Raw genomic sequence first — 26,975 nt, 5'->3', positions numbered from 1 at the left:
AAATAGTTAATTTCGGTTTTATTGGAGAATATATGTCAAAAAATAAAAAGTTACTTTTAATAGATGGAAATAGTGTTTCATTTAGAGCATTCTTTGCGATGCATAATGTCCTAGATAAATTTATCAATGGTGAAGGGATACATACTAATGCTTTGTATGCTTTCAATAACATGTTGGAAATTATTTTAAAAGATGAAAAACCAACGCATGCTTTAGTGGCATTTGATGCTGGAAAAACAACTTTTAGAACTAAGATGTTTGATGAATACAAAGGAACACGTGCAAAGACGCCACAAGAGTTGATGGAACAATTGCCATTAATCCAGGAATTGCTCAATTATCGTGGTATTAAGACTTATGAATTACCAGATTATGAAGCCGATGACATCATTGGAACTATGTCCCATAAAGCTGAAAAAGATGGCATGGACGTTACTATTATTACTGGGGACCGTGACTTAACTCAGTTAGCAACTGATAAGGTAACGGTTAAAGTTAATGTCAAAGGTGTTACTGAGACTGAAAGCTATACACCAGAACACGTACAAGAAAAGTTAGGCATCACTCCTAAGCAGATCATTGATATGAAAGGCTTGATGGGCGATAACTCTGATCATTATCCAGGGGTTGAAAAAGTTGGTGAAAAGACTGCCATCAAATTAATCAACGAGTATGGCAGTGTTGAAGGTATTTATGACCATGTTGATGAGATGAAGAAGAGCAAGTTAAAGGAACATCTGATCAATGATAAAGATAAGGCTATCTTGAGTAAGAAATTAGCCACAATCGATCTTGAGGCTCCAGTAGAAATCAAAATGAGTGACTTGGAATATCATGGCGATGATCAAGAAAAATTGATGCAGTTTTATCAAAAGATGGGTTTTAAGACTTTCCTTAATCGTATGGATGTCCCTCAGGAAACAACGGCAGAAGATTTGGACGATATAAAAGTTCAAGCTTTAGATGATAAAGCTATTGAAAAAATTGCTCAAAGTTCAAAAGCTCAGACATTAATAATCGAAGGCTTTGGGGAAAATTATCATACGGCACCGATTACAGGGATTTTAATTTCTGACGGTACCGATTGTTATGGGACAACTGATTTTTCAATCTTAGAAAATGAAACTTTAAAGTCTTGGTTAGCAGATAAGACAAAAGAGAAGTATTTATTCGACAATAAGCGCACAATTGCGTTGTTACATCGTTATGGTTGTCAATTGGCTGGTGTCAGTTTTGATATGTTGTTGGTATCATATTTGTTAGATTCTAATGACAACAAGCAAGATATTGGTTTGGTGGCTAAGAATTACAATGTTAATTTACCAACTGAAGATGAATTTTATGGAAAAGGTGTTAAAAAAGCTGTTCCTGAAGACGACAATTTGTTGTTGAACTTCTTAGCTCAAAAGGCTCAAGTTATAGACAATTTGAAAGATCAAATGTTAAAAGAGTTAAAAGATAATGATCAGGACAGTTTGTACGATGAAATTGAATTGCCATTGTCGATTGTTTTAGCTGAAATGGAGATCAAAGGTATTACCGTTGAAGTTTCTAAGTTAAAGGAGATGGAGAATACTTTTGCCACTAGTTTAGCTGATATTGAGAAGTCAATTTATAAGGATGCTGGAAAAGAATTCAATATTAATTCACCTAAGCAACTTGGAGTTGTCTTATTTGAAGATTTGAAGTTGCCAGTGGTCAAGAAAACTAAGACTGGTTATTCAACTTCTGTCGATGTATTGGAGAAATTGAAAGATAAGTCACCAGTAGTACAAAAAGTATTGGATTATCGCCAAATTTCCAAGATTCAATCAACCTATGTAGTTGGTTTACAAAAGTTTGTTCAACCTGATAACAAGATCCATACGATCTATTTGCAGACATTAACTCAAACAGGCCGTTTGTCATCAATTGAACCTAACTTGCAAAATATTCCAATTCGTATTGATGAAGGAAAGCAGATCCGTAAGGCCTTTGTGCCACAACATAAAGATTGGGAAATCTTCTCAGCCGATTACTCACAAGTTGAATTGCGTGTTCTTGCCCACATTTCTGGGGATGAAAATATGCAAGAAGCTTTCAATGAGGATTATGATATTCACGCTCATACAGCCATGAGAATTTTCGGATTAGACAGTACTGATGATGTTACTCCAAATATGCGTCGTCAGGCGAAAGCTACGAATTTCGGGATTGTTTATGGAATCAGTGATTACGGTTTGTCACAAAATATCGGTATCAGTCGTAAACAAGCGGCAGCCTTTATTCAGTCTTATTTTGAACAATATCCAGGAGTTAAAAAGTATATGGATGATATTGTTAAATATGCGCGTGAAAATGGTTATGTTGAGACTATCATGCATCGTCGTCGCTATTTGCCAGATATCCATTCAAAGAATTTCAATGTTAGAAACTTTGCGCAAAGAACAGCTATGAACACACCTATTCAGGGTAGTGCAGCGGACATCATTAAAGTTGCAATGATTAATATGCAAAAGATGTTGGATAAAGAAAATTTGCAAGCTAATTTACTTTTACAAGTACATGATGAAATGATCTTTGAAGCTCCAGCAACTGAAATCCCAACATTGGAGAAGTTAGTTCCAAGTGTAATGGATTCGGCCGTTAAATTGGATGTGCCTTTGAAAGTTGAAACAGCTCATGGAAAGACTTGGTATGAAGCTAAGTAAAGGGTAGTAGCGTAAGATTCCCGTCCTCCACAAAAATTGGGAATGCTGTTGGAACGCTATGGGCACGATTTGGAACTAATCATTTTACACTTCGTGCAAAATAATGGATTTCCAAAGTCGGCCTCATTGTAACCGGCAGAGCCGGTAACAATGATTTCATAGCTGAACGCATTCCCAATTTTTGCTCCGGACTAATGTTGTGTTCTGTTGTTGTGTGTATGGGTTAATTTAATTAGGTGTTGAAACTGATATCTGTTTACAAAATGGTAAGCCTTTGTTTATTACGAATTTGACCAAGTAACAATAGAATCAGAAATATAGTCGGTAGTAGAAAATCTGTGGGCCCTAAGTGGTGAAATTCTACTACCGACGGCATACTTGTACGATATTAGTTGATATTAGTTATAATAATTAAGAAGTTAAATAATAGTAGGTGATAAGATGCCAGAAATGCCAGAAGTGGAAACTGTCAGGCGTAGTTTGAACTCTCAAGTGAAAGATCACAAGATAACGCATGTTGAAATTCGTTACCCTGACTTAATTACTGGGGATGTAGATCAGTTTGTTGAATTCGTCACTGGAGCAACGGTTACTGATGTCGGTCGACGAGCAAAGTTTTTATTGATTCATTTGGATAATGGCTATACAATTATTAGTCATTTGAGGATGGAAGGTAAGTATCGTATTTCATCTGATCCTGATGCAATTGATAAACATTCACACGCTATCTTTACTTTGGATAATGGTCAAAAGATGATTTATAATGATGTTCGTAAATTCGGTCGTATGCAGTTGTGGAATACGGATGAGTTATCTGAAAATAAATCACTGAAAAAGCTTGGTCCAGAGCCATTGTCGACGGAATTTACGTTTGAAAATTTAAAGCCAAGGATCATGCGTCACCGAAAGGCCATTAAGACCGTTCTATTAGATCAATCGGTTATGAGCGGTTTAGGTAATATTTATGTAGACGAAGTTCTTTGGCAAGTGAAAATACACCCTGAGACGCCTGCTAACCATCTTAGTGATAAAGATATTCAAAATGTCATCGAAGCTTCTAACCAAGAGATGGAAAAAGGAATTGCAGCTGGTGGCTCATCAATCAGAACCTATGTGGATGCAAATGGCCACAAGGGTAATATGCAAAATAATTTAAAAGTCTATGGAAAAGAAGGAACGCCTTGTCCAAGATGTGGAACTACGATTGAAAAAATCAAAGTTGGAGGTCGTGGTACGCATTTTTGTCCAAGGTGTCAGGTAATAAAATGAGTAAGATTTATGGTTTAACAGGAGGAATAGCCTCCGGTAAATCAACCGTTTTAAATTTGTTCAGAAATCATAATTTTATTGTGTATGACGCTGATTATGTTGCTCGTGATGTGGTTAAACTTGGAACTTTAGGCTTAGATCAAATAGTTGAACAATTTGGTAAAGAAGTCCTTTTGCCCAATGGAACTCTGAATCGTCAAAAGTTAAGTGCAATAGTATTTAGCGATAGAAATGAATTAGATAAGCTGGACAAAATAACGAGACCTTTAATAAAAAGGGAAATTTTACAAACGGTTGCTGAGGTCAAAAGATCTACAGATAAAACAATTTCAATATTTGAAATACCACTATTATTTGAAGGTAATTATCAGAACTATTTTGATGGCGTGATTAGTGTCTATGTTGAACCACAGATTCAATTGCACCGTTTGATGAGACGAAATGCTATTACCAAAGAAGTTGCCTTAGAACAGATCAATTCACAAATGTCGATGGATGAGAAAAAGGAACGTGCTGACTTTGTGATTGATAATTCGGAGGATTTAGCACATCTTCAAGAAGAATTTGATCGATTAGTACCTAAACTTTAATTTGGAAAAGAGGCTGGAATTTTGATTTGTCCGCATTGTCATCATGATTCATCAAAAGTTATTGACAGTCGTCCCAGTGATGAAGGACGTGCCATTAGAAGAAGACGCGAATGTGAATATTGTGGAACTAGGTTCACAACGTTTGAAAGGTTAGAAAAATCGCCACTATTGGTTATTAAGAAGAATGGCAACAGAGAAGAATTCAGCCGTGAAAAGTTACTACGTGGCTTAGTTCGTGCTGCTGAAAAGCGTCCTGTAACGATGGACCAAATGAATGATATTGTCGATAAGGTAGAAAATGAAATTAGAGCAACTGGTGAAAGTGAAGTCCGTTCCCAGTTAATTGGCGAACATGTTATGAAAATCTTATCTAAAGTAGATGATGTAACTTACATTCGCTTTGCAAGTGTTTATCGTGAGTTTAAAGACATGAATGGTTTCATGCAGGAAGTTCAAGAGATGATGTCTAACGGTAAGAAAATTGATAATAAGTAAGGGGAGTATCAGTGTCCGTGAGTAATTTTGAATCAGATAAATTTACACCTTTAGTAGGTTATTGGTGTTTGCCAAGTGGTCATTTGAATGATGACGATCGTCATATTTTTACTGACTTATATTTGCCTATTTTAGGCACTGAAGCTTTCAGTTTATACTTGTTGTTGTGGGAAAAATTGCCTAATAAAGAAGTCGTTACACAACGAAAAAGTCATGCCGAATTAATGAGTTTGCTAGGTATTGATCTAAAACGATTTTATGAGGCTCGTATCAAAACTGAGGCTTTAGGATTGATCAGAACCTACCAGAAAAAAGACAGTTTAGGACCTTACTATATTTATCAGTTATTTGAGCCATTATCACCAGATGAATTTTTTAAGGATGATCTGATGAGTATCTTCTTGTACGAACAAGTTGGCGAAAGTAAATACCATTTATTAGCCGATAAATATGCTCATTCAGACCTGATTTTAAAAGATTCGCATGAAATCACGAAGGACTTTTTAGAGGTCTTTCAGCTAAGCAATAGTGATTTGATAAATACGCCAAGTGAAGTTAAAAATACTCAGGATAGTTATGCAACAAACAAGACGAATACTAAGAAGCCATCGTTAAATGAGCAAGAGATTCCTCAATTAGACTGGGAATTAATTTCAGATCGAATTCAACAACTATTTAGGATTCATCCTGACAATTTGTTGGAGAATCAAGAATTGATTTTGAATTTACATGCTTTTTACGGATTAGATGAGATCACATTGATTGATTTGATTGGTAAAACTTGTGATATTGTTAAGAATAAAATTGATCCTGCTCGTTTGAAAAAAGCTGTCCAGGATCGTTTTGAAAAGAATGCTAATATTTCAGTAAGACAGCAGGCAGATTCAGAACCTGAGCCTGTAGAATCAGATAATAGCCAGTTAAATCGTGCTGATCAACTATTATTAAAGCAAGCGCGTTCTTTACGTCCTGCTGAATTTTTGGCTGCGCAGAAGCAAAAGAGCGGTGGCTTTACAGGAACGGTGGAGTCCAATGCTTTACGAAATATGGCAATGAAGTCTTATTTGTCACCGGCTGTTTTAAATATTATGGTTTATTACATTTTGCAAACTTCGCCGACATTAACACTGCCACTAATGGAAACAATGGCAAACGATTGGCAACAAAATGATGTTAAAACACCAGAACAAGCTTTGAAACGAATCAATGATTTTCAAACTAAAAGTCGCAATCCCAAGCGTCGTTATAACAATAAGAATCGAAAAGTTGAACAGGCTACTGATTGGAGCAAGGTGAAAGCTAAAGTCCCAGCACAAACGAATCAAAAAAATGAACAAGATGATCTTCAGAATCGTTTGAAGAGATTGAGAAATAAGGATAATTAAGTATGGAAAATTTAGGTAGTAGATTAGCAGAATATTTGAACTCAAAAAATTTGACGGAGGATTATCGCCGTCTTCTTAACGATGCCTTGAATGATTCTGATGTACAGAAATTCTTAAAAGAAAATAGCGATAGAATTAATCCTAATGCTATCTCTACTAGTGCGGCTAGTATTTATGAATTTTATAATAACAAACGACATACGAGTGAATTAACACGTGGATATTATCCTAAATTGATAGTTAATAATCACAATATTGAAGTGGCTTATTATCCAAATGAGCGGACCCAAAATCGTGAAAAAAGAAGTCAATATGAATCAAGTTTTGTTTTGATGGATATGGCTCCTGACATTCGTCGTGCTAAGTTGGATGATTATGATGGTGAAGGTAGACAAGATGCGTTAGGCAAGGCTTTAGATTTCATCGACAACTATTTACATCAGGATGGTTTTACACCTGGATTGTATTTAGCTGGTGACTTTGGTGTGGGTAAAACTTATCTTTTAGGTGCTATTGCCAATGAATTATTTAAGCACGATGTTCATACAACCTTGATGCATTTTCCAACTTTTGCGGTTGAGATGAAAGATTCCATTGGTCAAAATAATGTTTTGGCTAAAGTTAATAAGATTAAGGGTGCCGATATTTTGATGTTGGATGATATTGGTGCGGATACGATGTCTAGTTGGATTCGTGATGAGGTCTTAGGAGTCATTCTGCAATATCGTATGCAGGAAAATTTACCAACATTCTTTTCTTCTAATTTCTCAATGAAGGAATTAGAACAACATCTAGCTGTCAACCAACGGGGAGAAGAAGAGCCCGTTAAGGCTAAACGTATTATGGAACGAGTTAAATACTTGTCTCGAGAAGTAATTGTTACCGGTGAAAACAGAAGATTTAAAAAATAACTTGCATTATCGAAAATTTAATGTTTTACTAGGGTCATGAAAGATAACACTTCGGTTCTACTCAGGGAGGGTACGGTTACTGGAAGCTTACCCATTACTGGAGTTACCACTTTCGTATAAAATTGTATAATGATTGCCGGTTACTTTATAACCGTAGAGTGAAAGCTGTATTTGTTGTACAGTTTTAACGAGGGTGGAACCGCGTAGAAATGCGTCCCTGAAGTATGTATATATCGTTAGATATGTTTATACTTCAGGGACGCATTTTTTGTTGTCTAAATTTTAGGAGGAAAAGTATATGTCAAAAATCAAGTTAACATTCCCAGATGATTCTGTTAAGGAGTTTGACGAAGGCACAACTACTTTAGATGTTGCTAAATCAATCAGCACATCATTGGGTAAAAAAGCTGTCGCAGGAAAACTTAATGGTACTTTAGTTGATCTTGAAAGTCCTATCAAACAAGATGCTAAAATTGAAATTATCTCCGGTGAAGATAAAGAGGATGCTCTAAAGGTTTTGAGAAACACAGCTGCTTTGGTATTCAGTGCCGCTGCTAAGAGTTTCAAGAAAGACCTTCACTTCGGTGAAAAACAAGCTAATGATGATGGTTTCTATGTTGATACTGATAGCAAAGAGGGACAAATCAGTGTTGATGAATTGAAAGAAATCAAAGCTTTGATGAACAAGATTATCAAGAACAATGACAAGATTGAAAGATCTATGATGGATAAAGACAAGCTTGTTGAAATGTTCAAGGATGACCCATACAAGTCTTCATTGATCGGAGCTATCGAATCTGTTCAAATTCCTGTTTATACACTTGATGGATTTGTTGACTTTGGTTATGATGCCGTACTCGCAAATCTTAAAGATTTGAAACACTTTGAATTACTTTCAGTTGCTGGTGCTTATTGGCAAGGTAAGTCAAGTAACCCAATGCTACAAAGAATTTATGCTACAGCCTTCTACAAAGAAGCTGGACTAGAAGCTGACCTTAAACGTCGTGCTGAAATCAAAGAACGTGATCACAGAACAATTGGCCGTGACCTTGACCTATTCTTCGTTGATCCAGAAGTTGGTGCCGGACTTCCATACTGGATGCCAAATGGTGCAACAATCCGTCGTGTTATCGAAAGATACATTGTTGATAAGGAAGTTGCTTGGGGTTACCAACACGTTTATACACCAATCCTAATGAACTTAAATGCTTATAAGACTTCAGGTCACTGGGAACACTACCGTGAAGACATGTTCCCACCAATGGATATGGGTGATGGCGAAATGCTTGAACTACGTCCAATGAACTGTCCTTCACATATCCAAATTTATAACCACCATAACCGTTCATACAGAGATCTTCCTCTACGTATCGCTGAACTTGGTATGATGCACAGATATGAAAAATCAGGTGCTTTATCAGGACTACAACGTGTTCGTGAAATGACTCTAAATGATGGTCACACATTCGTTGCTCTTGATCAAATTCAAGAAGAATTCAAGCGTACTCTACAATTGATGGTTGAAGTTTATAAAGACTTTGATATCAATGATTACACATTCCGTCTAAGTTATCGTGACCCTGCTAATACAGAGAAATACTTCGATGATGATGAAATGTGGAACAAGTCACAATCAATGCTTAAGGCTGCTATGGATGACCTTGGTTTGAAGTACTACGAAGCTGAAGGTGAAGCTGCATTCTATGGTCCAAAGCTTGATGTACAAACAAAGACAGCTCTTGGTAATGAAGAAACATTGTCAACAATTCAATTAGACTTCATGCAACCAGAGAAGTTCCAACTAACATATGTTGGTTCAGATGGTCAAGATCACAGACCTGTTATGATTCACCGTGGTATTGTTTCAACTATGGAAAGATTTATTGCTTACCTAATTGAAATTTACAAGGGTGCCTTCCCAACATGGTTAGCTCCTACACAAGTACGTATTATCCCTGTTAACCAAAAACTTCACTCAGATTATGCTAATGAAGTTCTTTCAGAATTACGTGCTAAGAACATCCGTGCTGAAATCGATGACCGTGACGAAAAGATGGGTTACAAGATTCGTGACGCTCAAACAATGAAGATTCCATACACAGTTGTTATTGGTGATGAAGAAGCTAAGAATGCCACAGTTTCTGTAAGAAAATATGGTGAAGATGACTCAGCCTCAGAAAATGCTAAGATGTTTGTAAACGCAGTTGTTGCAGATATTGCAAACTTCAGTCGTAAAGATGTTACTGACAAGTCTGACAAAAAAGATTAATCAGCATCTTCTATAAATAAAAATTCTAAATACATTCAATCATAAAAATGGTTGGATGTATTTTTTTGTACTCTAAAAATGAGGTATACAGAATGTCAAAAGAATATTATTTGTGATTGTGTTCACTTAGAGTGAACAGCTGTTTTTACTATATAAACAATATATGAATCAAAAATTTTTAAAAATATGAGAATTTGTGAAATTGAAATTTTTTTTAATAAAAAATTCTCAATGTAGGCGGTGTTTATCACAATCTTTGACTTTGTGAAGTAAAAAAATAGGTTGATACCGCTTGATGTAAGCGTTATCATGCATTTGTAAGCAAATAGTTATTATTTTCACAAAAGGAGAGTGTGAATATGCAAATCGCTGTAATTAAGGAACAAAAAGAAGGAGAAGGTCGTGTAGCAGCAACCCCTGAAAATGTTCGTAAAATGGTTGAAGCTGGTAACGAAGTACTTGTTGAAAAAGATGCAGGTGTCGGTGCTGGTTTTACAAACGAAGAGTATGTCGATGCTGGTGGTAAGTTAGTTAGTCATGAGGATGGCTGGAAAGCTGAATTGATCATCAAGGTTAAGGAACCCGATCCTGAAGAATATAAGTACTTCTCAAAAGGCAAAATCGTATGGGGATTCCAACACTTGGCATCATCAAAGCCAACTGTTGAAGCAATGATGAAAGCCGGAACAACTGCAATCGGTGGCGAAACAATTGTCAAAGATGGGAAATTGGAATTGTTAGCACCAATGAGTGCAATTGCTGGACGTAGATCAGTTATCATGGGAGCTTATTATCTTGAAGCTCAACACCAAGGTGAAGGAATTCTTCTACCAGGAATCCCAGGAATCGACGGCGGAAACGTTGTGATCTTTGGTGGTGGTAATGCAGCTGTTAACGCAACTACATTAGCATTGAACATGGGATGCTCAGTTGTTGTTATTGAATTGAATGATGACAGAATTAAGTTCTTGCAAGACAAATTTGCAGGTAAGAAGTTCAGAGCAGTTAAGTCTAATGAAGAGAACTTAGCTAAAGAAATTAAGGATGCTGACATCTTCATTTCAACAATCTTGATTCCAGGTTCAAGACCACCTAAGCTGGTTAAGGAATACATGGTTAAATCAATGAAACCAGGTAGCGTTTTAGTTGATGTAGCTATTGATCAAGGTGGAACTGTTGAGACAATCGATCATCCAACAACAATTGATGATCCAATCTTCGTCAAAGATGGAGTTATCCACTATGCAGTTCCTAATCAACCAGGAGCAGTACCACGTACAGCAACAATGGCTTTAGCAAAGGGGAACTTAAGCTACTTGTTGGAAATTGCTGATAAAGGTATCAACGAAGCTATTAAGACAGATAAGGCTTTAGCTTCAGGAGTTAACCTATTTGAAGGTAAGGTAACTAATAAAGGTTTAGCAGATTCACTTGATTTACCATACACAGAATTATCAGTTGATGAAGAATCAGTTGACTAAAAAATGACTAAATAAAAATTAAGATGGGTGAGGTACAGATCATGCTTAAAGGTGTAGGTATTGATAATATTGTTGATATTCATGATATTGAAGAGGCAAAGTCAATTGTTGGGAAATATGCTCGTAAGACTCCTTTAGTTCAATCCATGTTTTTGAGTCGTAATGTTGTTGGTGGGGATGTTTACTTAAAACTAGAAAACATGCAACTAACAGGATCATTCAAATTCAGAGGTGCCAATAATAAAATCAATCATTTATCAAAAGAAGAACTAGATCGTGGTGTTATCACTGCATCAGCTGGTAACCATGCTCAAGGTGTAGCTTTGACAGGACATCTATTGGGAATCGACACAACAGTTGTAATGCCTGATGAAGCTCCACAAATGAAACGTGATGCTACAAGAGGATACGGTGCTGAAGTTGATATCCACGGTGCAACTTTTGATGACGCTCACCAATGGATGTTCGAACGTGCCGAAAAAGAAGGAAAGACCATTGTTGACCCATTCAACGATAAATATGTTATTGCTGGACAAGGAACAATTGGTTTGGAAATTCTTGATGATATTTGGGATGTAGATACTGTTATTATTCCTGTCGGTGGTGGCGGATTGATTTCCGGAATGGCTACTGCATTGAAGTCATTTAACCCTAATATTCATATTGTCGGTGTTCAATCAGAAAATGTTCATGGTATGTATGCATCAGTTAAAGCTGGTCAAATTACTAAACATCATGACGACTTCACATTGGCAGATGGAACAGATGTTGCTGTACCAGGAGACATCACATTCCCAATCGTTAGCGAGTTAGTTGATGAAATCGTTCTAGTAAACGAAGAAGAAATTGCTCATGCTATGAAAGATCTATTACAAAGAACTAAGGTTGTAGCAGAAGGTGCTGGTGCACTTCCAGTAGCAGCTCTTGAATCACATAAGATCGATGACAGATGGCTCAAGAACAAGAAGACTGTTGCTATGGTATCTGGTGGTAATGTTGACCTTAATCGTGTTTCACAAATTATTGATCAATTCTTGAAACCAGTTAAAGCCGACGGAGGCATTGGTTAAAAATTAGTTTGAAACCTGAGGAGATGCTGCATTTGGATGCAACATCTTTTCTTTTTTAAAAAAATAGGCTTTTTACGTGGAGGTATAAGATTATGGGCGATCAGGATGCCAAATTGAAAAAAACAATTGGTTTTTTCCCCGCTTTTGCTACTGTAACCGGGAGCGTAATTGGAACTGGGGTATTCTTTAAAGCATCGGCCGTTACTGACTATACGGGTTCAACAAGCTTGACTATGCTTGTATGGTTGTTAGGTGGTTTTATCACTATCTGTGCTGGTTTGACAGGGGCCGAATTAGCTGCCGCCTATCCAGAAACGGGTGGATTAACAAAATATATTGAACATAGTTACGGCGGTTTTTGGGGCTTTATGGCCGGCTGGGCACAAGCAATAATTTATTTCCCTGCTAATGTTGCGGCCATATCAATTGCTTTTGGTACGCAATTTACACATTTATTCACACTCTCTAATTCATGGATCGTGCCAGTGGCAATTTTAAGTGCTTTGTCGGTAACGTCACTTAACTGGATCAGTGCCAAAGTAGGGGGTCGGGTTACATCTATTTCCTTAGTCGCAAAGTTGATCCCATTGGCTTTGATTGTAATGTTTGGCTTTATGCACAAAGGACCAGTAGAGTTATCACTATTCCCAGTTGTTGCGGGTCCACATCGTAATTTAATTACAGCGATGGGAAATGGATTACTAGCAACTATGTTCGCATATGATGGCTGGATCCATGTTGGTAACATCTCTGGAGAAATGAAGAACCCTCGTAAGGATTTGCCAAAAGCTATTTCTTTAGGAATTGCAGTCATTATGTTGGTTTATGTTTTAGTTAATGCTGTTTTCATGTATGTGCTACCAATCAATCAAATTGCTGGTAACCTTAACGCCGCATCTGATGCCTCCACAATGATTTTTGGTGACATGGGTAGTAAGTTAGTTACAATTGGAATTTTGATTTCAGTCTACGGTGGATTGAATGGTTATACAATGACAAGTATGCGTGTTCCATACATCATGGGTAAGGAACACAAATTACCATTTGGCGATACTTTTGCTAAATTGAACAAAGCCGGAATCCCATGGGCTGCTGGAGCAATCCAATTGGTAATCGCTTGCTTGATGATGTTAACTGGTGAATTTGATGCCATTACTAATATGTTGATTTTCGTAATCTGGGTATTTTATGTTATGGCCTTCGTTGCAGTTATCAAATTACGTCATACTCAACCAGAATTGGAAAGACCTTATAAAGTTCCACTATATCCAATCATTCCAATCATTGCTATTCTAGGTGGAGCTTTCATCCTAGTATGTACTTTGTTAACAGAATTCCTTACAACAATTATTGGAATTTGTGTTACAGCAATTGGTGTACCAATCTACTTCTATTTGAAGAAAAAATGGAATTTTGATGCACAAAAGAATGATGATGGTTCAAAAAAATTAACGGATTTAAAAGTTGATCCAGAATAAATTTTATTTAGGTCGGGGATATGTTTTAATTCCCGTCCTCCACAAAAATTGGAAATGCTGTTGGAATGCTATGGGTACGATTCGGAGCTAATTATTTTACACTTCGTGCAAAATAATGGATCTTCGAAGTCGGCCTCATTGTAACCGGCAAAGCCGGTAACAATGATTTCATAGCTGAACGCATTTCCAATTTTTGCTCCGGACTAAAGAGTATTTTTATTGTTTGTTCGATTTTAAATATTTAGATAGTAAAATGGCAAGTTACAGTTATTTCGTTAATATGTATTTTGACCATGTGATGATATCTAATTGCTGCATTTTTTGCGGACGACGGCATATTTCAACTACATCAGTTAGTATTAACGCTACAACCAAGTTTGAGTAAGAATCATAATCTCATAACTGAACGCATTCCCAATTTTTGTTTCAGACTAAACAGTACGTTGATTGTTTAGTCTAAGGTATACTATATTTCATTTTGAAAAAGGTTTTTAAATTCAAAAGTCTTTCATATTAACCGTGTACTGGTCAATATGAAAGACTTTTTTGATGCTGTTAAGATGGGATCTTTTTAAATTCTTTCCATCTATATACTATATTAAAGATTTATCATCGGTATCATTGGAAAAAGTAGTAGGTGTTTTTGCACCTGTTTGAATATTTAATGGTTCTGAATCTTTGCCTGTAGCAACTACTTGGCCACTGACGGTCATTTTGTTAACAACTGCCTGGGACTCAACATTATAACTGGCTACGTTATCGCCTTGGGTTTCGATATTGCCGTTGACAGTAATTTCCGAAACAACACCGCCGTCTTTGATACTTAGCGCATATGCGGGTAGGTCGATGATGACTCCCTTAACTAATGATTTACCAACGCCACCATGTGTGACGATACCACCGTCAAAGGTTAAATGACCGACTTTTTTAGAGATTTGAACGCCAATTGAGCCGTCACCAAAGGTCATGATTGATGAGAAATGGCCTTCCTCTAATGTTCCATCATATTGATTATATCCACGAGCACCTAATCCAAAGGTCTCAATAGGGGCTTGAGCGTTGAACGATTTAACTGTACCAAAGTTAACGAAGCCGATACCGGAAGGACCATAGGATGTTACGGCACCCATTACGTCCCATTCGTCAACTTCTCCCCAAGCATCTAATACCATATCGTTGACGCCGTAGGTAGTAGTGTCACCATTTTGGATAACTTTTTTAGCGTGGGCGCCATTGACGATGAAAATTGCACCAGTAATAATATCAGCTACGCCCAATGGAATTTTGCCAGTGGAATAAACATCATTGGTTGATAGTTCATCAATTTCAACGCGGCCACCATTGTCGCCAAGACCGGCAATGAAAACTCCAGAGCCAATAACGGGAGCATTCTTTTGACCGATAGAGATTTTCTTAGCTTCGACGGTTATTAAACTGTCTTTATCAGGATTTAAATTATAAATAGTCAAAGCACCTTGAAGAACATTAACACCATACTTTTGAGGCTGCTCCAAATAACCTCTGGTATCCGCAGCTAAAACATTAACGTTTTTTAAATTAAGAAAGGTGTTATCCATTTTTGATTTAGATAGGAAGGAAAATTGTCCATTTAATTCGAGATTGGAAAAATTAAAGGAACCTTGATCTTCAGCATAATTAGTATTGAAGATAGCACGGTGATTAGTTGGTACATGAATAATTAAATTTTCAACACTATTATTAGATGTTAAACCGATACCATCACTATCTTGGAACATTAGAATCGGTGTGGATGAATCTTCCTGTGGTTTGCCAGATAATGTTGTGTTATTTGGCAAAATTATTGAATGTGTCAACATCATGCTACGAGTGAGACTAATAGATGTATCTTCGGCAATGATTGCTTGAACAAGTTCTGTGGGATCTTTTACTTCTACCATAAAATATCACTCCTTAATTTTTGTTTAAACATCTTAACTAAATTAAAGAACGTTTTTGGTCTCTTGTCCAAATTTATGCTTTTTTATTCAAAGGGATCGTTTAACTTTAATGATTTTTTCTCACTGCGAACGAACTTGATTTGATTCTCAATAATATTAATAGAATCCTTGTCAGCGTATCGTTGAATTTTAGTATTTATTTCTTGAAGATTTTCGGTAAGCATCTGTTGTTTCTTCAAGACATTTTCCTTATGTTGTAGCAACATATTTTTACGTTGTTGGATGGTTGAAGTTCCTTTCATACACAGTCCAATATAAATTTTGATATCTTTGATTGGCATACCGGTATTCTTCAAACAGCAAATAGTTTTAATGAAGCCAAAGTCGGATTCAGAGAAAACTCGATAACCGGCATCGTTTTTTGAAACGAAAGGCAATAGTCCCTTTTTGTCGTAATACCGGATGGTAGAAATTGGCAATTGGAAATAATCCGCTACTTCTTTAATGGAATAAACTTTTTTCATAAAAAACTCCCTTATGTTCTTGCTATGAACCATAGTTTAGGGTTTAGAGTGATATTAATCAATGAAGTAAGAGGAAATTTTAATGGAAAAAGTATTAGTTACTGGTGGTACCGGATTTTTAGGTTTGAGATTAGTTATGCAATTATTAAATGATGGTTATGATGTTAGAACAACAATTAGAAAACGCAGCGGTCAAGATCGCATAATGAGAATTTTGAAAGAGTATGGCACCAAAAATATACAGAATATTTCTTTTATTGAGGCTGATTTATCCAGTGATGATAATTGGTTGGAAGCGATGCAAGATCGTAAGTACGTATTTAGTGTTGCTTCACCCGTTTTCTTTGGCAAAATCAAGAATGAATCTGATGCCATTAAACCGGCTCTAGACGGTACATTAAGGATTCTGAAAGCTGCTAATAAAAGTAACGTGAAACGAGTAGTCATGACTTCTAACTTTGGAGCAGTCGGTTTCAGCAAAAAGAGTGGCATAACGACAGAAAATGATTGGACTGATCCTGATGAAAAAGGATTATCTATTTATGAGAAATCCAAATTATTAGCTGAACAGGCGGCCTGGCAATATATTGGACAACCGGATGTAAACTTGGAGTTCGTTACAGCTAATCCTACAGCCATTTTTGGACCTTCATTAGATCAACACGTTTCAGGTAGCTTCGACTTGTTAAAAAATATATTGAATGCAAAAATGGGGAAGATTCCCAATTTACCCCTGAATGTAGTGGATGTTAGGGATGTGGTTGATATCGAGATTAAAGCTATGACAACACCAGGTGCAAATCTTAAACGTTTTATCGCTAGTGCTGACGGACAAATTTCAATCCGAGAGATAGCTGATCTCATTAGAAGTCAGCGTAATAGTTTGAGTACTCAAGTTACAGATAAGTTAATACCTAATTGGATTGTTGAACTGGGTTCCTTATTCAATTCCAGAGCGAGAGAAGGTAAACTAATGCTTCATATTAATAGAAAGATTAGCAATCAACAGGCTAAAGACATTCTGGGATGGACACCAGTTTCCGATAATCAACAAGCTGTATTGGCAGCGGTCGATAGTTTATTGAAATATAAGCTGGTGTAAGGCTAAAAACTTGTGTTCGTATGAATATCGTGGTAAATTACATATATTGAAATTTTTTCAACTTTTCTATAACAAATTTATCAATGTTTATTGACATGATAGGCTTATATTGTTATAGTTTATAACTGTTGAGATTAAGCAGAAGCGCCCGCTTCTCACCTATGCATTCGCCTCTAGGTTAATACGATTACGTAGATAATATAGTGGGCATGCTTGTGCAGCCCGCTTTTTTTGTGGGCCAAATTACTCCGGAGGTGACTACTCATAGCAAGAGAATTATTATTAAATGATCAAATACGTGCGAAAGAAGTTAGATTGATCGCTGAAAATGGGGATCAAGTTGGTGTTAAACCAACCGCAGAAGCTAGAAGATTGGCCGAAGCAGCTAATATGGACCTAGTTCTAATGTCACCAGGTGCTAAACCACCCGTTGCCAGAATTATGGATTATGGTAAATATAAGTTTGATCTTCAAAAGAAAGATCGTGAAGCACGTAAAAAACAAAAAACTGTTAGTCTTAAAGAAGTGCGTTTAAGCCCAACTATTGAAGCAAATGATTTCAATACCAAACTTAATAACGCTCGCAAGTTCTTAGCTAAAGGTGATAAGGTCAAAGTTTCTCTTCGTTTTAAGGGTAGAGCAATTACTCATAAAGAGATAGGTAAGGAAGTCTTAGACCGTGTCGCTGAACAGACTAAGGATGTTGCTACGGTAACAACTAGACCTAAGATGGACGGTCGTAGTATGTTTTTAATGCTTGATCCAATTAACGCAAAAGATAACAAAAAGAAGAAATAGTGGAGGGATTTTCAATGCCTAAACAAAAGACACACCGCGCATCAGCAAAGAGATTTAAGAAAACTGCTAATGGTGGTTGGAAGAGAATGCATGCTTATACAAGTCACCGTTTCCACGGTAAGACAAAGAAGCAACGTCGCCAATTGGCTAAGCCAGGTATGGTTAGTTCAAGTGATATGAAACGTATCAAACAAATGTTAGCTACATATTAATTAGCTAATCACTTAAATATTTATTTTGGTAAATTAAAGGAGGAGTCATTATGCCACGTGTAAAAGGTGGAACAGTAACTCGCAAACGTCGTAAAAAGGTTTTAAAATTAGCTAAGGGATATCGTGGTTCAAAACATATCACTTTTAAAGCAGCTCATACTCAAATCATGGTTTCATACCGTTATGCATTCCGTGATCGTCGCCAAGTTAAACGCGACTTCCGTAAGCTATGGATTGCTAGAATCAATGCTGCTGCAAGAATGAATGAAATCAGCTACAGCAAATTAATGCATGGTTTGAAGTTAGCTAATGTCGACATCAACCGTAAGATGTTGGCTCAAGTTGCTATTGAAGATCCAAAGGCATTCACAAGTTTAGTAGATACAGCTAAGAAAGCTTTAGCTTAATTGTTAAAACAAACGTAATTTGGATAACCCAAATTACGTTTTTTTACTAATTAGCAGATAATGAGGATTAAAAATGTTTAAACCATATATTATGCTTGATAAAATTACCGATATTGAGATTGATGATCTTAAACAATTAGGAATTACTACGATTATGACGGACCTTGATAATACACTTCTGCCATGGAATAGTAATAAATATGACCTCTCTTTAAGAAAATGGCTCAATTTAATGGCTAAGAATAATATTGAGGTTATGATTGTCTCGAACAATAGCTATGAACGTGTTGAAAAAGCTGTTCATGAGTTACCTGTTAGTATCGTTGCTCGAGCAGTTAAACCATTGCCATTCGTAATCATTAATCATATTAAAAGTGAAAAAATTGATCCTGCAAGTGTCTTGTTCGTTGGCGATCAAGTTATGACGGATGTTTTGGCAGGAAATATGGCTGGGTTGAAAACAGTTTTGGTAAAGCCTTTAATAGAAACTGATGCTAAGAAAACCCGCGTGAATAGATTTTTTGAACGTCCAATTTTAAAAGCTATGCAAAAGCGTGATAAGAATTTATACTGGAAGGATTCATTAAATGACAGAAATTGATGATAAGTTGTATTGTATAGGTTGTGGAGCTAGACTTCAGACCGAGGACAAGGATAAGCCTGGCTATGTTCAGGAATCAACTTTAAAGAAGTATATGGAAGATGATTCAAAAGAATTATTGTGTAAGAGATGTTTTAGATTACGTAATTATAATGAAATTATGGACGTCGACGTTTCTGATGATGATTTTTTGAAGTTGTTGGATTCCATTTCTGAAAAAGATGCCCTAGTAGTAAACGTAGTTGATGTCTTTGACTATGAAGGTAGTGTTATTCCGGGCTTACAAAGATTTGTCGGCGATAAGAAGATCTTGGTCGTTGGTAATAAGGTCGATTTGTTGCCTAATTCAGTTAACAAGAATCGTCTTTTGAACTGGTTGCAACAAAAGAGTAAGGAAAACGGAATTAAATCAACTGATCAAATTCTAGTTTCAGCTGTAAAGGGAACTAATATCGATGAATTAATGGATATGATTGAAAAATATCGTGATGGCAAGGATGTATACGTTGTTGGAACAACTAATACTGGTAAATCAACTTTGATCAACCGTATTATCAGTTCTAACTCTGACGTCAAGAACTTGATCACGACTTCAAGATTCCCTGGAACAACGCTTGATAGAATCGATATTCCTTTGGATGATGGACATAATTTAGTTGATACACCAGGTATTATCCACAACTATCAATTAGCACATTATTTGAATGCTAAAGATTTAAAAACTATTACACCTAAGAAGCCATTACGCCCAGTCACTTTCCAACTTCGTGATGGACAAACTATTTTTGTGGCCGGCTTGGCTAGATTTGATTTCTTGGATTATAAGACAAATGTCACTTTCTATGTTAATCAAGGATTGCCACTTCACAGAACTAAGACTATTAATGCAGATGAATTTTATCAAAAGCATTTAGGAGACATCTTGGCTCCACCAACTGAGATTGAATCTTTCCCTAAAATGAAGCAACAAATTTTCTCTGCACATGAGAAATCTGATATTGTTATCTATGGTTTAGGATGGGTTACAATTCCAGCTGGTAGCAAAGTTAAGGCTTACGTTCCAGATGGTGTTCGTGTCTCAATTCGAAAGGCAATTATTTAAGGAGAAAGATATGATAATTAAAGGAAAAAAGAATCGTTATTTAAGAAGTCAAGCCGCTACTATGAAGCCAGCTATCCAGGTTGGTCGTGATGGTATCAGTGAAAACCTTTTAAATCAATTAGAACTTTTGATTAATAAAGATGAAATAATCAAAGTTTCATTACTACAGAATACAATGGTAGAACCAGAAGATTTGATTGATGCCTTGAGTGATTTTGATGAAAAAATTGTTCATGTTCAAACAATTGGTTCTAAGATGGTCTTTTATAAGAAAGCACCTAAAATTAAAAACCGTAAATATTCTATAGAATTAGAAAATATGTAATTTAAGTGATGAAAATGGATACTCAAAAACAATTATTAACTAAAGCAAAATTAGAATTTCATAGTAATATGCCCAAAAAGCATGTTGGAATCTTAGGTGGAACTTTTAATCCCATTCATTTGGGACATTTAGTTATTGCCGAACAGGTTTATGAACAATTGTGTTTGGATAAAGTGTTATTTTTACCTGACAAAGTTCCACCTCATCGTGGCGTAGAGAAGACTATTCCCAGTATTAGCAGTGATGATCGAATCAACATGATTAAATTGGCTATTAGAGATAATATGCACTTTGATCTAGATTTGACCGACATTCATCGTGGTGGAATAAGTTATACTTACGAAACTATTAAATTATTGAAGCAATACAATCCTAATACGGAGTATTACTTTATTATTGGTGGCGATATGGTCGAGAATTTGCCTAAGTGGTCTCATATTGAAGAATTAAGACAAATGGTGAATTTTGTTGGAGTCTGTCGCAAAGGCTTTGAGAAAAAGTCGAAGTACCCTATACTTTGGGTAAATACGCCTGAATTAGAAATTAGTTCAAGTATGATACGTGAGCGTGTCAGAAAGGGCCAAACGATAAAATATTTGGTACCCGATGATGTTGCTTGGTATATAAATGACAGGGGGCTTTATAATGACTGAATTTAATTATGATGAAGTTATGCCAGGAATTAATCGTGATGAAATCCTGGAGCGAATGCATGATACATTAAGTGATTTTCGCTATAACCATTGTTTACGAGTAGAAAAAGTTAGTCGAGGTTTAGCTGCTGAGAATAGTGGCGACGTCGAACGTGCTGGTTTGGCTGGTTTATTGCATGACTATGCCAAGGAGCGCAGTGATGAAGGATTTATTAGTGTTATTAAAGAAAAGAACATGGATCCTGAATTATTGAAATATAATAATGCAATTTGGCACGGTATTGTCGGAGCTGAAATTGTTAAAGATGAATTGGGTATTTATGATGAAGATGTCTTGAATGCTATTAGAAGACATACTGTTGGTCATACGACTATGACTACGGTCGATAAGTGTGTCTTCGTTGGTGATTTCATTGAACCTGGAAGAAACTTTCCTGGCATTGATGAAGCTAGAGATTACGCAGAGAAGTCACTAGACTCTGGAGTTACTTTTGAATTGAAGCATTCCTTAGCCTATTTGATTGATCGTAATAAGGAAGTATACCCAGAAACATTTGTTAATTATAATTATTGGATCACAAAAGGAGAATTATAGTTTGGACTCAAAGAATATAATGGAAATTGCTGTGAAAGCAGCCGATGAAAAGCACGCTAATGATATTAAAGTTTTAAATATTAGCGGTGTAAGTATTATGGCAGACTACTTTGTTATTATGGATGCCAGTTCTCAACGTCAAGTTGACTCAATCGTTCAATCAGTTTTGGACAAGGCCGGCGAAAATGATATTGATGTAAGCCATGTAGAAGGAAATCGTAACTCTCAATGGGTTTTGATTGATCTTCATGATGTTATTATTCACGTCTTTACCGCTGAACAACGTGAATTCTATAACCTAGAAAAACTTTGGTCAGATGCTCCCGAAGTAGATATTTCTAATTTGGTAACTGAATAATGATTTATAACTCATTTGCACGTGTATATAGTGAATTAATGGATGATTCACTCTATGCTAAGTGGGCACAATATGTTGAACAACAAACATCAGATAGTGCTAAAACTTTGTTAGATGTTGCCTGTGGTACAGGTGATTTAACAATTCAACTAGCTGATCGTTTTCAAGTTACCGGAACTGATTTATCCGATGAAATGTTAAAAATTGCAGCAGAAAAAGCAGCTAAAGCCAAGAAAAATATTCCGTTTGTACAAAGCAATATGATGGATCTATTTGATTTTGATAGATTTGATGTCATCACATGTTTTGACGATTCAATTTGTTATTTGAAAGATGAAGATGAATTGGCTATTGCTTTCAATCAAGCTTTTGAACATCTAAATGAGGGTGGAAAGTACTTGTTTGATGCACATTCACTGTACCAAATGGATGAGGTCTTCCCAGGCTATATGTTTAACCATCGTACGGAAGATTCAGCTTTCATGTGGAATAGTTTTGAGGGCGAGTATCCTCACAGTATCGAGCATGAGTTGACTTTCTTTAATTGGAATGAAAAAATTCAAGGTTATTCAGTTAACACTGAACTTCATAAGGAAAGAACTTATCCAGTTGAGACCTTCAAGATGATTCTTAAGGATATTGGTTTTAAGAATATTGAAGTGACAGCTGAGTTTGGTCAATCAGATATTAAAGACGACTCAACTCGTTGGTTCTTTGCTGCAGAAAAATAGAGGATTCTATGACAAAAGTCTATGGTTTCGTGGCGGAGTTTAATCCGTTTCACAATGGTCATAAATTATTTATAGATAAAATCAAACAAGAATATCACCCTGATGTGTTGATTGCCGTAATGTCCGGTAATTTCGTCCAACGGGGTGATTTTGCTATTCTAGATAAATGGAGTCGAGCAAAAATTGCTGTAGAAAATGGTGTTGATTTAGTTATTGAATTACCATTTGCATATGCAGTAGAACCGGCTCAATATTTTGCTCAAGGTGCGATCAAATTATTACACTTGCTAGGTGTTAATGAATTAGTGTTTGGCACAGAGCAAAAGTTGGACTTTGATGATCTAGCGCAAAAAATAATGCAGGCTGACGTCGAATTTCAGCAAGATTATCGACTGAGTTCAGCTGATAATTTAACGCAACATTATCAAGCTTTAGGAATCGATATCTCTAAATTGCCTAATCAGTTATTGGGTTTAAATTATGTTACCCAAATTGCTGAGCAGAATTATCGAATGAATGTTAATACGATTCAACGTTTAGAAAGTGATTTTAGTGCCACTGAGATTAGAAGACGACGAGCTCAAAATATTTCATTTACGGATTTAGTACCTGAGGCTACATATAATGCTTTTGAAACTCAGAGAATTGTTACTTGGGACGATTACTTTCCATACTTGAAATTTCAGATTCTCAGCCACTCAGTAGGGGAATTACAAACTAACTACCAAATGGTTGAGGGATTAGAATTTAAGCTGAAAAAAGAGATCGAACAGAGTCATAATTTTACTGAATTGGTTGAACATGTAAAATCGAAACGGTATACTATGGCTCGAATCAGAAGATTAATGGTGTATACACTTTTAAACGTTAAAGAGTCAGATATTAATAATGTTTATGATAATCCTTATTTGAGAATATTAGGATTTGATGATGTTGGAAAAAAATATTTAAATAGCTTAAAAAAATCTGATGTTGATTTGATTACTAAAGTTGGAAAAAAAGAACAAAAGAAATTAAACTTAGAGATACAGGTAGACGATATTCGTCAACTTATCACTGAGCAGGAACAAAATTTTGGAAGAATACCTTATATGAAAGGGGTAAATTAATGCTAAATTGGGATGTACAAGAGGTTCGTCGTTATAAAGACAAGCCTTTTACATTTAAAGAAACACTCGATTTAACTAAGGAGATGAAGACACGTTCAGAAGACGTGCTATCAATCACTCCAGTAAAAGTAGATGGTCAATTATTCAACGATCATGGTTTAGTTATTTCGGATGTTAAGGTTGAAACAACATTGACAGTACCTTCAACGAGAAGTTTATTGCCGGTTGAGTTACCTATAAATATTCGTATTAACGAGGCTTATAACATTGATAATGTAGATGATGAGGATTTGGAAGATTACAACGTTGTGATTCCAATCGACGACGACAATCCAACCATCAATGTTTACGAATCAATAATAGATAATATTTTGTTGAGTATTCCTTCAAAGGTTTTGACTAAAAAGGAAGAAAAAGAAAATATTATGCCTTCAGGCAAGAACTGGAGTGTTATTTCCGAAGAAGAGTATAAGAAGCAACATGAGGAAGAACATGTTAATCCGGAGTTTGCTAAACTTAAAAACTTATTTAATGATGATAAGAAGAAATAACTTATTTATTTTGGGGAGTTAAATATGCCACCCTCCACAATAATTGGTAATGCTGTTGGAACGCTATGGGCACGATTCGGAGCTAATTATTTTACACTTCGTGCAAAATAATGGATCTTCGAAGTCGGCCTTATTGTAATCGGCATAGCCGATAACAATAATTTCATAGCTGAACGCATTCCCAATTATTGTTCCGGGTTAAATAGTTGATCTGTTTAAATTTTGCTTTCTAAATTTTTAAAAATATAACGTCTATTTAGAATTCCATTGTTTACACTGTGGAATCTTAAGTAGACGTTATTTTTGGATATGAATCTTTTTAGAGTTAAGTTTTTCTTTGAACTGAAGTATATTTAAGCGTAGAGAACCAAAAAATGTCTGTAAACTATCGTTTTGATCAATAATAATAGAATCAGAAATATAGTCGGTAGTAGAAAATCTGTGGGCCCTAAGTGGCGAAATTCTACTTAGCTTGCGAAGCAAGGTTAGTAGAAGACCGAGCTTGGAGATCCATGATTTTTTGCAAAGCAAAAAATTATTAGCTTCAAGTCGTGTCCGCCACGTTCCAGTGGCCCACAGATTTTCTACTACCGACGGGCATACTTACACTGCGTTAGTTGATATATAGTCACAATCTAGCTGGAACAAGAATAAAACATATCAATTCAATAAATCTTTTTTACAAAAATATCACTAAAAAAGTTCTTTTATGCACTCCTTTTTTGTTTTTTTGTTAAGATTAATATGTTAACAAAAATCGGAGGTAATTATTATAATGGCAAAACCACAAATTGGTGTTATTGGTATGGCTGTTATGGGTAAGAATCTTGCCCTTAACATTGAAAGTCGCGGATATGAAGTGGCTATCTACAACCGTACTGGTTCAAAGACAAAAGCAGTTGTTGAAGAACATCCTGAAAAGAAATTGGTACCAAGTTATACAATTGAGGACTTTGTAAACTCACTAGAAAAACCTCGTCGTATTTTGATGATGGTTAAAGCTGGTGCTGGTACTGATGCTGTTATCAATCAATTGTTACCTTTACTAGACAAAGGCGATGTATTGATCGATGGTGGTAACACATTCTTCGAAGATACTATGAAACGTAATGAACTTCTAGATAAATCAGGAATCAACTTCATCGGAATGGGTGTTTCCGGTGGTGAATTAGGTGCCTTGCAAGGTCCTTCATTGATGCCCGGTGGTCAAAAAGAAGCTTATGATTTAGTTGCTCCTATTTTGGAACAAATTTCAGCCAAAGCTGATGAAGATGGTGCTCCATGTGTTACATATATCGGACCTAATGGTGCCGGTCACTATGTAAAGATGGTTCACAATGGTATTGAATATGGTGATATGGAATTAATTTCAGAAAGTTACAACTTGTTGAAGCACTTGTTTAACAATGACGTTAACAAGATGGCTGATATCTTCAAGGATTGGAACAAGGGTGAACTTTCAAGTTACTTGATCGATATCACATCAAAGATTTTGACAAGAAAAGATGATGAAGGCTCAGATGACTACATCGTCAACAAGATCATGGATAAGGCTGGTAACAAGGGTACTGGTAAGTGGAGTTCACAAAGTGCCCTAGAACTTGGTGTTCCACAATCATTGATCACTGAATCAGTTTACTCACGTTACGTTTCTGCTTACAAAGACGAACGTGTTAAAGCAAGCAAGGTTCTTCCTGCACCTTCTACGAAGCCAATCGTTAAAGATGTTGATGAATTAGTTGAAAAGATCCGTAAAGCTTTGTACTTCAGTAAGCTAGTTAGTTATGCTCAAGGATTTTCTCAAATGAAGACAGCTTCAGATCATTACGACTGGGATCTACAATATGGTAAGATTGCTCAAATCTGGCGTGCTGGATGTATCATTCGTGCACAATTCCTACAAAAGATCACAGATGCTTATGATAAAGATGCAAAACTAGATAACTTATTATTGGATGACTACTTCAAGGATATCGTTGAAGAATATCAATCAGATGTTCGTGATGTTGTTAGCTTTGCTGTCCAAGCTGGAATTCCTGTTCCTGGATTTATGGCTGCAATTTCATACTACGATCAATATCGTTCAGAAGTACTTCCTGCTAACTTGATTCAAGCTCAAAGAGATTACTTTGGTGCTCATACTTATGAGAGAAATGACAAGCCAGGAATCTTCCATTACACATGGTATGAAGAACAATAATTAGTTTAGTTTATTCACAAATAACCTTAGACTTAACTATCACTTTAGTGATAGTTTGCCTAAGGTTTTTTTATGTCAAAAAAGTTAAATAAAACTGGAACTTGTCTGAATTTGGATACTTGCTTATACTTTAAAAATGGGGATTTTTAA

The 26,975-nt window shown here is 36.0% G+C and carries 26 protein-coding genes; 24 read left to right on the top strand and 2 right to left on the bottom strand.

The features are described from left to right. Positions 1-32 precede the first annotated feature (32 nt). The 10 genes from polA to U8526_RS03260 all read left to right on the top strand — a co-directional run bounded on the left by polA (position 33) and on the right by U8526_RS03260 (position 13,638). Positions 33-2,690 carry a DNA polymerase I gene (polA, locus tag U8526_RS03305; RefSeq protein ID WP_334340544.1) on the top strand — a complete coding sequence of 886 codons (2,658 nt, stop codon included), beginning with the start codon at positions 33-35 and terminating at the stop codon, positions 2,688-2,690. A gap of 441 nt (positions 2,691-3,131) precedes the next feature. Beyond that, a complete protein-coding gene (gene mutM, locus U8526_RS03300) occupies positions 3,132-3,959 on the top strand; it encodes a DNA-formamidopyrimidine glycosylase (protein WP_334340543.1) in 828 nt (275 codons plus the stop codon). Further along, complete coding sequence (gene coaE, locus U8526_RS03295) at positions 3,956-4,549, top strand: dephospho-CoA kinase (protein ID WP_334340542.1); 594 nt, start codon at positions 3,956-3,958, stop codon at positions 4,547-4,549. Before mutM ends, coaE begins: the two co-directional genes overlap by 4 nt. A 21-nt stretch (positions 4,550-4,570) precedes the next feature. Then, the gene (gene nrdR / locus U8526_RS03290) at positions 4,571-5,044 is read left to right on the top strand and encodes a transcriptional regulator NrdR (RefSeq protein WP_334340541.1); all 474 of its coding nucleotides are present in this window, start codon (positions 4,571-4,573) and stop codon (positions 5,042-5,044) included. A 17-nt stretch (positions 5,045-5,061) separates the two neighbouring features. Continuing rightward, positions 5,062-6,429: a DnaD domain protein gene (locus U8526_RS03285; RefSeq protein WP_334340540.1), complete on the top strand. Its 1,368-nt coding sequence runs from the start codon at positions 5,062-5,064 to the stop codon at positions 6,427-6,429. A gap of 2 nt (positions 6,430-6,431) precedes the next feature. Beyond that, complete coding sequence (gene dnaI / locus U8526_RS03280) at positions 6,432-7,340, top strand: primosomal protein DnaI (RefSeq protein WP_334340539.1); 909 nt, start codon at positions 6,432-6,434, stop codon at positions 7,338-7,340. Between the two features lie 298 nt (positions 7,341-7,638). Continuing rightward, positions 7,639-9,609: a threonine--tRNA ligase gene (thrS, locus tag U8526_RS03275; protein ID WP_334340538.1), complete on the top strand. Its 1,971-nt coding sequence runs from the start codon at positions 7,639-7,641 to the stop codon at positions 9,607-9,609. Between the two features lie 359 nt (positions 9,610-9,968). Next, the gene (ald, locus tag U8526_RS03270) at positions 9,969-11,090 is read left to right on the top strand and encodes an alanine dehydrogenase (RefSeq protein WP_334340537.1); all 1,122 of its coding nucleotides are present in this window, start codon (positions 9,969-9,971) and stop codon (positions 11,088-11,090) included. A 41-nt stretch (positions 11,091-11,131) separates the two neighbouring features. Then, the gene (gene tdcB, locus U8526_RS03265) at positions 11,132-12,160 is read left to right on the top strand and encodes a bifunctional threonine ammonia-lyase/L-serine ammonia-lyase TdcB (RefSeq protein ID WP_334340536.1); all 1,029 of its coding nucleotides are present in this window, start codon (positions 11,132-11,134) and stop codon (positions 12,158-12,160) included. A gap of 92 nt (positions 12,161-12,252) precedes the next feature. Then, positions 12,253-13,638: an APC family permease gene (locus tag U8526_RS03260; protein WP_334340535.1), complete on the top strand. Its 1,386-nt coding sequence runs from the start codon at positions 12,253-12,255 to the stop codon at positions 13,636-13,638. A gap of 593 nt (positions 13,639-14,231) precedes the next feature. On the opposite strand, the gene U8526_RS03255 is transcribed toward U8526_RS03260, so the two are convergent. Beyond that, positions 14,232-15,557 (bottom strand): hypothetical protein, encoded by a 1,326-nt coding sequence (locus U8526_RS03255; RefSeq protein WP_334340534.1) that lies wholly within the window; start codon positions 15,555-15,557, stop codon positions 14,232-14,234. An 83-nt stretch (positions 15,558-15,640) separates the two neighbouring features. After that, a complete protein-coding gene (locus U8526_RS03250; protein ID WP_334340533.1) occupies positions 15,641-16,081 on the bottom strand; it encodes a MerR family transcriptional regulator in 441 nt (146 codons plus the stop codon). Positions 16,082-16,163: 82 nt separating this feature from the next. Between U8526_RS03250 and U8526_RS03245 the strand changes: the two genes are divergently transcribed. The 14 genes from U8526_RS03245 to gndA all read left to right on the top strand — a co-directional run bounded on the left by U8526_RS03245 (position 16,164) and on the right by gndA (position 26,825). Further along, complete coding sequence (locus tag U8526_RS03245; protein ID WP_334340532.1) at positions 16,164-17,183, top strand: NAD-dependent epimerase/dehydratase family protein; 1,020 nt, start codon at positions 16,164-16,166, stop codon at positions 17,181-17,183. Between the two features lie 264 nt (positions 17,184-17,447). Next, positions 17,448-17,981 (top strand): translation initiation factor IF-3, encoded by a 534-nt coding sequence (gene infC, locus U8526_RS03240; RefSeq protein WP_034543788.1) that lies wholly within the window; start codon positions 17,448-17,450, stop codon positions 17,979-17,981. Positions 17,982-17,995: 14 nt separating this feature from the next. After that, positions 17,996-18,193: a 50S ribosomal protein L35 gene (gene rpmI / locus U8526_RS03235; protein WP_025084493.1), complete on the top strand. Its 198-nt coding sequence runs from the start codon at positions 17,996-17,998 to the stop codon at positions 18,191-18,193. Positions 18,194-18,243: 50 nt separating this feature from the next. Further along, positions 18,244-18,600 carry a 50S ribosomal protein L20 gene (gene rplT, locus U8526_RS03230; protein ID WP_025084494.1) on the top strand — a complete coding sequence of 119 codons (357 nt, stop codon included), beginning with the start codon at positions 18,244-18,246 and terminating at the stop codon, positions 18,598-18,600. A 73-nt stretch (positions 18,601-18,673) separates the two neighbouring features. Beyond that, complete coding sequence (locus U8526_RS03225) at positions 18,674-19,201, top strand: YqeG family HAD IIIA-type phosphatase (protein WP_334340530.1); 528 nt, start codon at positions 18,674-18,676, stop codon at positions 19,199-19,201. Next, positions 19,188-20,303: a ribosome biogenesis GTPase YqeH gene (gene yqeH, locus U8526_RS03220; RefSeq protein WP_334340529.1), complete on the top strand. Its 1,116-nt coding sequence runs from the start codon at positions 19,188-19,190 to the stop codon at positions 20,301-20,303. The genes U8526_RS03225 and yqeH overlap by 14 nt, the downstream gene beginning before the upstream one ends. Before the next feature lie 10 nt (positions 20,304-20,313). Continuing rightward, positions 20,314-20,628 carry a YhbY family RNA-binding protein gene (locus tag U8526_RS03215; RefSeq protein ID WP_334340528.1) on the top strand — a complete coding sequence of 105 codons (315 nt, stop codon included), beginning with the start codon at positions 20,314-20,316 and terminating at the stop codon, positions 20,626-20,628. A gap of 14 nt (positions 20,629-20,642) precedes the next feature. Next, the gene (locus U8526_RS03210) at positions 20,643-21,281 is read left to right on the top strand and encodes a nicotinate-nucleotide adenylyltransferase (RefSeq protein WP_334340527.1); all 639 of its coding nucleotides are present in this window, start codon (positions 20,643-20,645) and stop codon (positions 21,279-21,281) included. Further along, the gene (gene yqeK, locus U8526_RS03205) at positions 21,274-21,876 is read left to right on the top strand and encodes a bis(5'-nucleosyl)-tetraphosphatase (symmetrical) YqeK (protein WP_334340526.1); all 603 of its coding nucleotides are present in this window, start codon (positions 21,274-21,276) and stop codon (positions 21,874-21,876) included. The genes U8526_RS03210 and yqeK overlap by 8 nt, the downstream gene beginning before the upstream one ends. Before the next feature lies 1 nt (position 21,877). Beyond that, positions 21,878-22,234: a ribosome silencing factor gene (gene rsfS, locus U8526_RS03200; RefSeq protein WP_334340525.1), complete on the top strand. Its 357-nt coding sequence runs from the start codon at positions 21,878-21,880 to the stop codon at positions 22,232-22,234. Continuing rightward, entirely contained in the window at positions 22,234-22,965 is a 732-nt protein-coding gene (locus U8526_RS03195; RefSeq protein WP_334340523.1) for a class I SAM-dependent methyltransferase, read from the top strand. Before rsfS ends, U8526_RS03195 begins: the two co-directional genes overlap by 1 nt. An 8-nt stretch (positions 22,966-22,973) precedes the next feature. Next, positions 22,974-24,074, top strand: coding sequence for a nucleotidyltransferase (locus U8526_RS03190; RefSeq protein ID WP_334340522.1), 1,101 nt, complete (start codon positions 22,974-22,976; stop codon positions 24,072-24,074). Then, on the top strand, positions 24,074-24,625 hold the full coding sequence (locus U8526_RS03185) for a YceD family protein (RefSeq protein WP_334340521.1): 552 nt from the start codon (positions 24,074-24,076) through the stop codon (positions 24,623-24,625). Before U8526_RS03190 ends, U8526_RS03185 begins: the two co-directional genes overlap by 1 nt. A gap of 775 nt (positions 24,626-25,400) precedes the next feature. Further along, complete coding sequence (gene gndA / locus U8526_RS03180; protein WP_334340520.1) at positions 25,401-26,825, top strand: NADP-dependent phosphogluconate dehydrogenase; 1,425 nt, start codon at positions 25,401-25,403, stop codon at positions 26,823-26,825. Positions 26,826-26,975: the final 150 nt, after the last annotated feature.

This window comes from Companilactobacillus sp. HBUAS56275, assembly GCF_036913655.1.
Classification (GTDB): domain Bacteria; phylum Bacillota; class Bacilli; order Lactobacillales; family Lactobacillaceae; genus Companilactobacillus; species Companilactobacillus pullicola.
The sequence above is the reverse complement of the archived record's forward strand: the minus strand, read 5'-3'. Positions and strand labels throughout refer to the sequence as shown.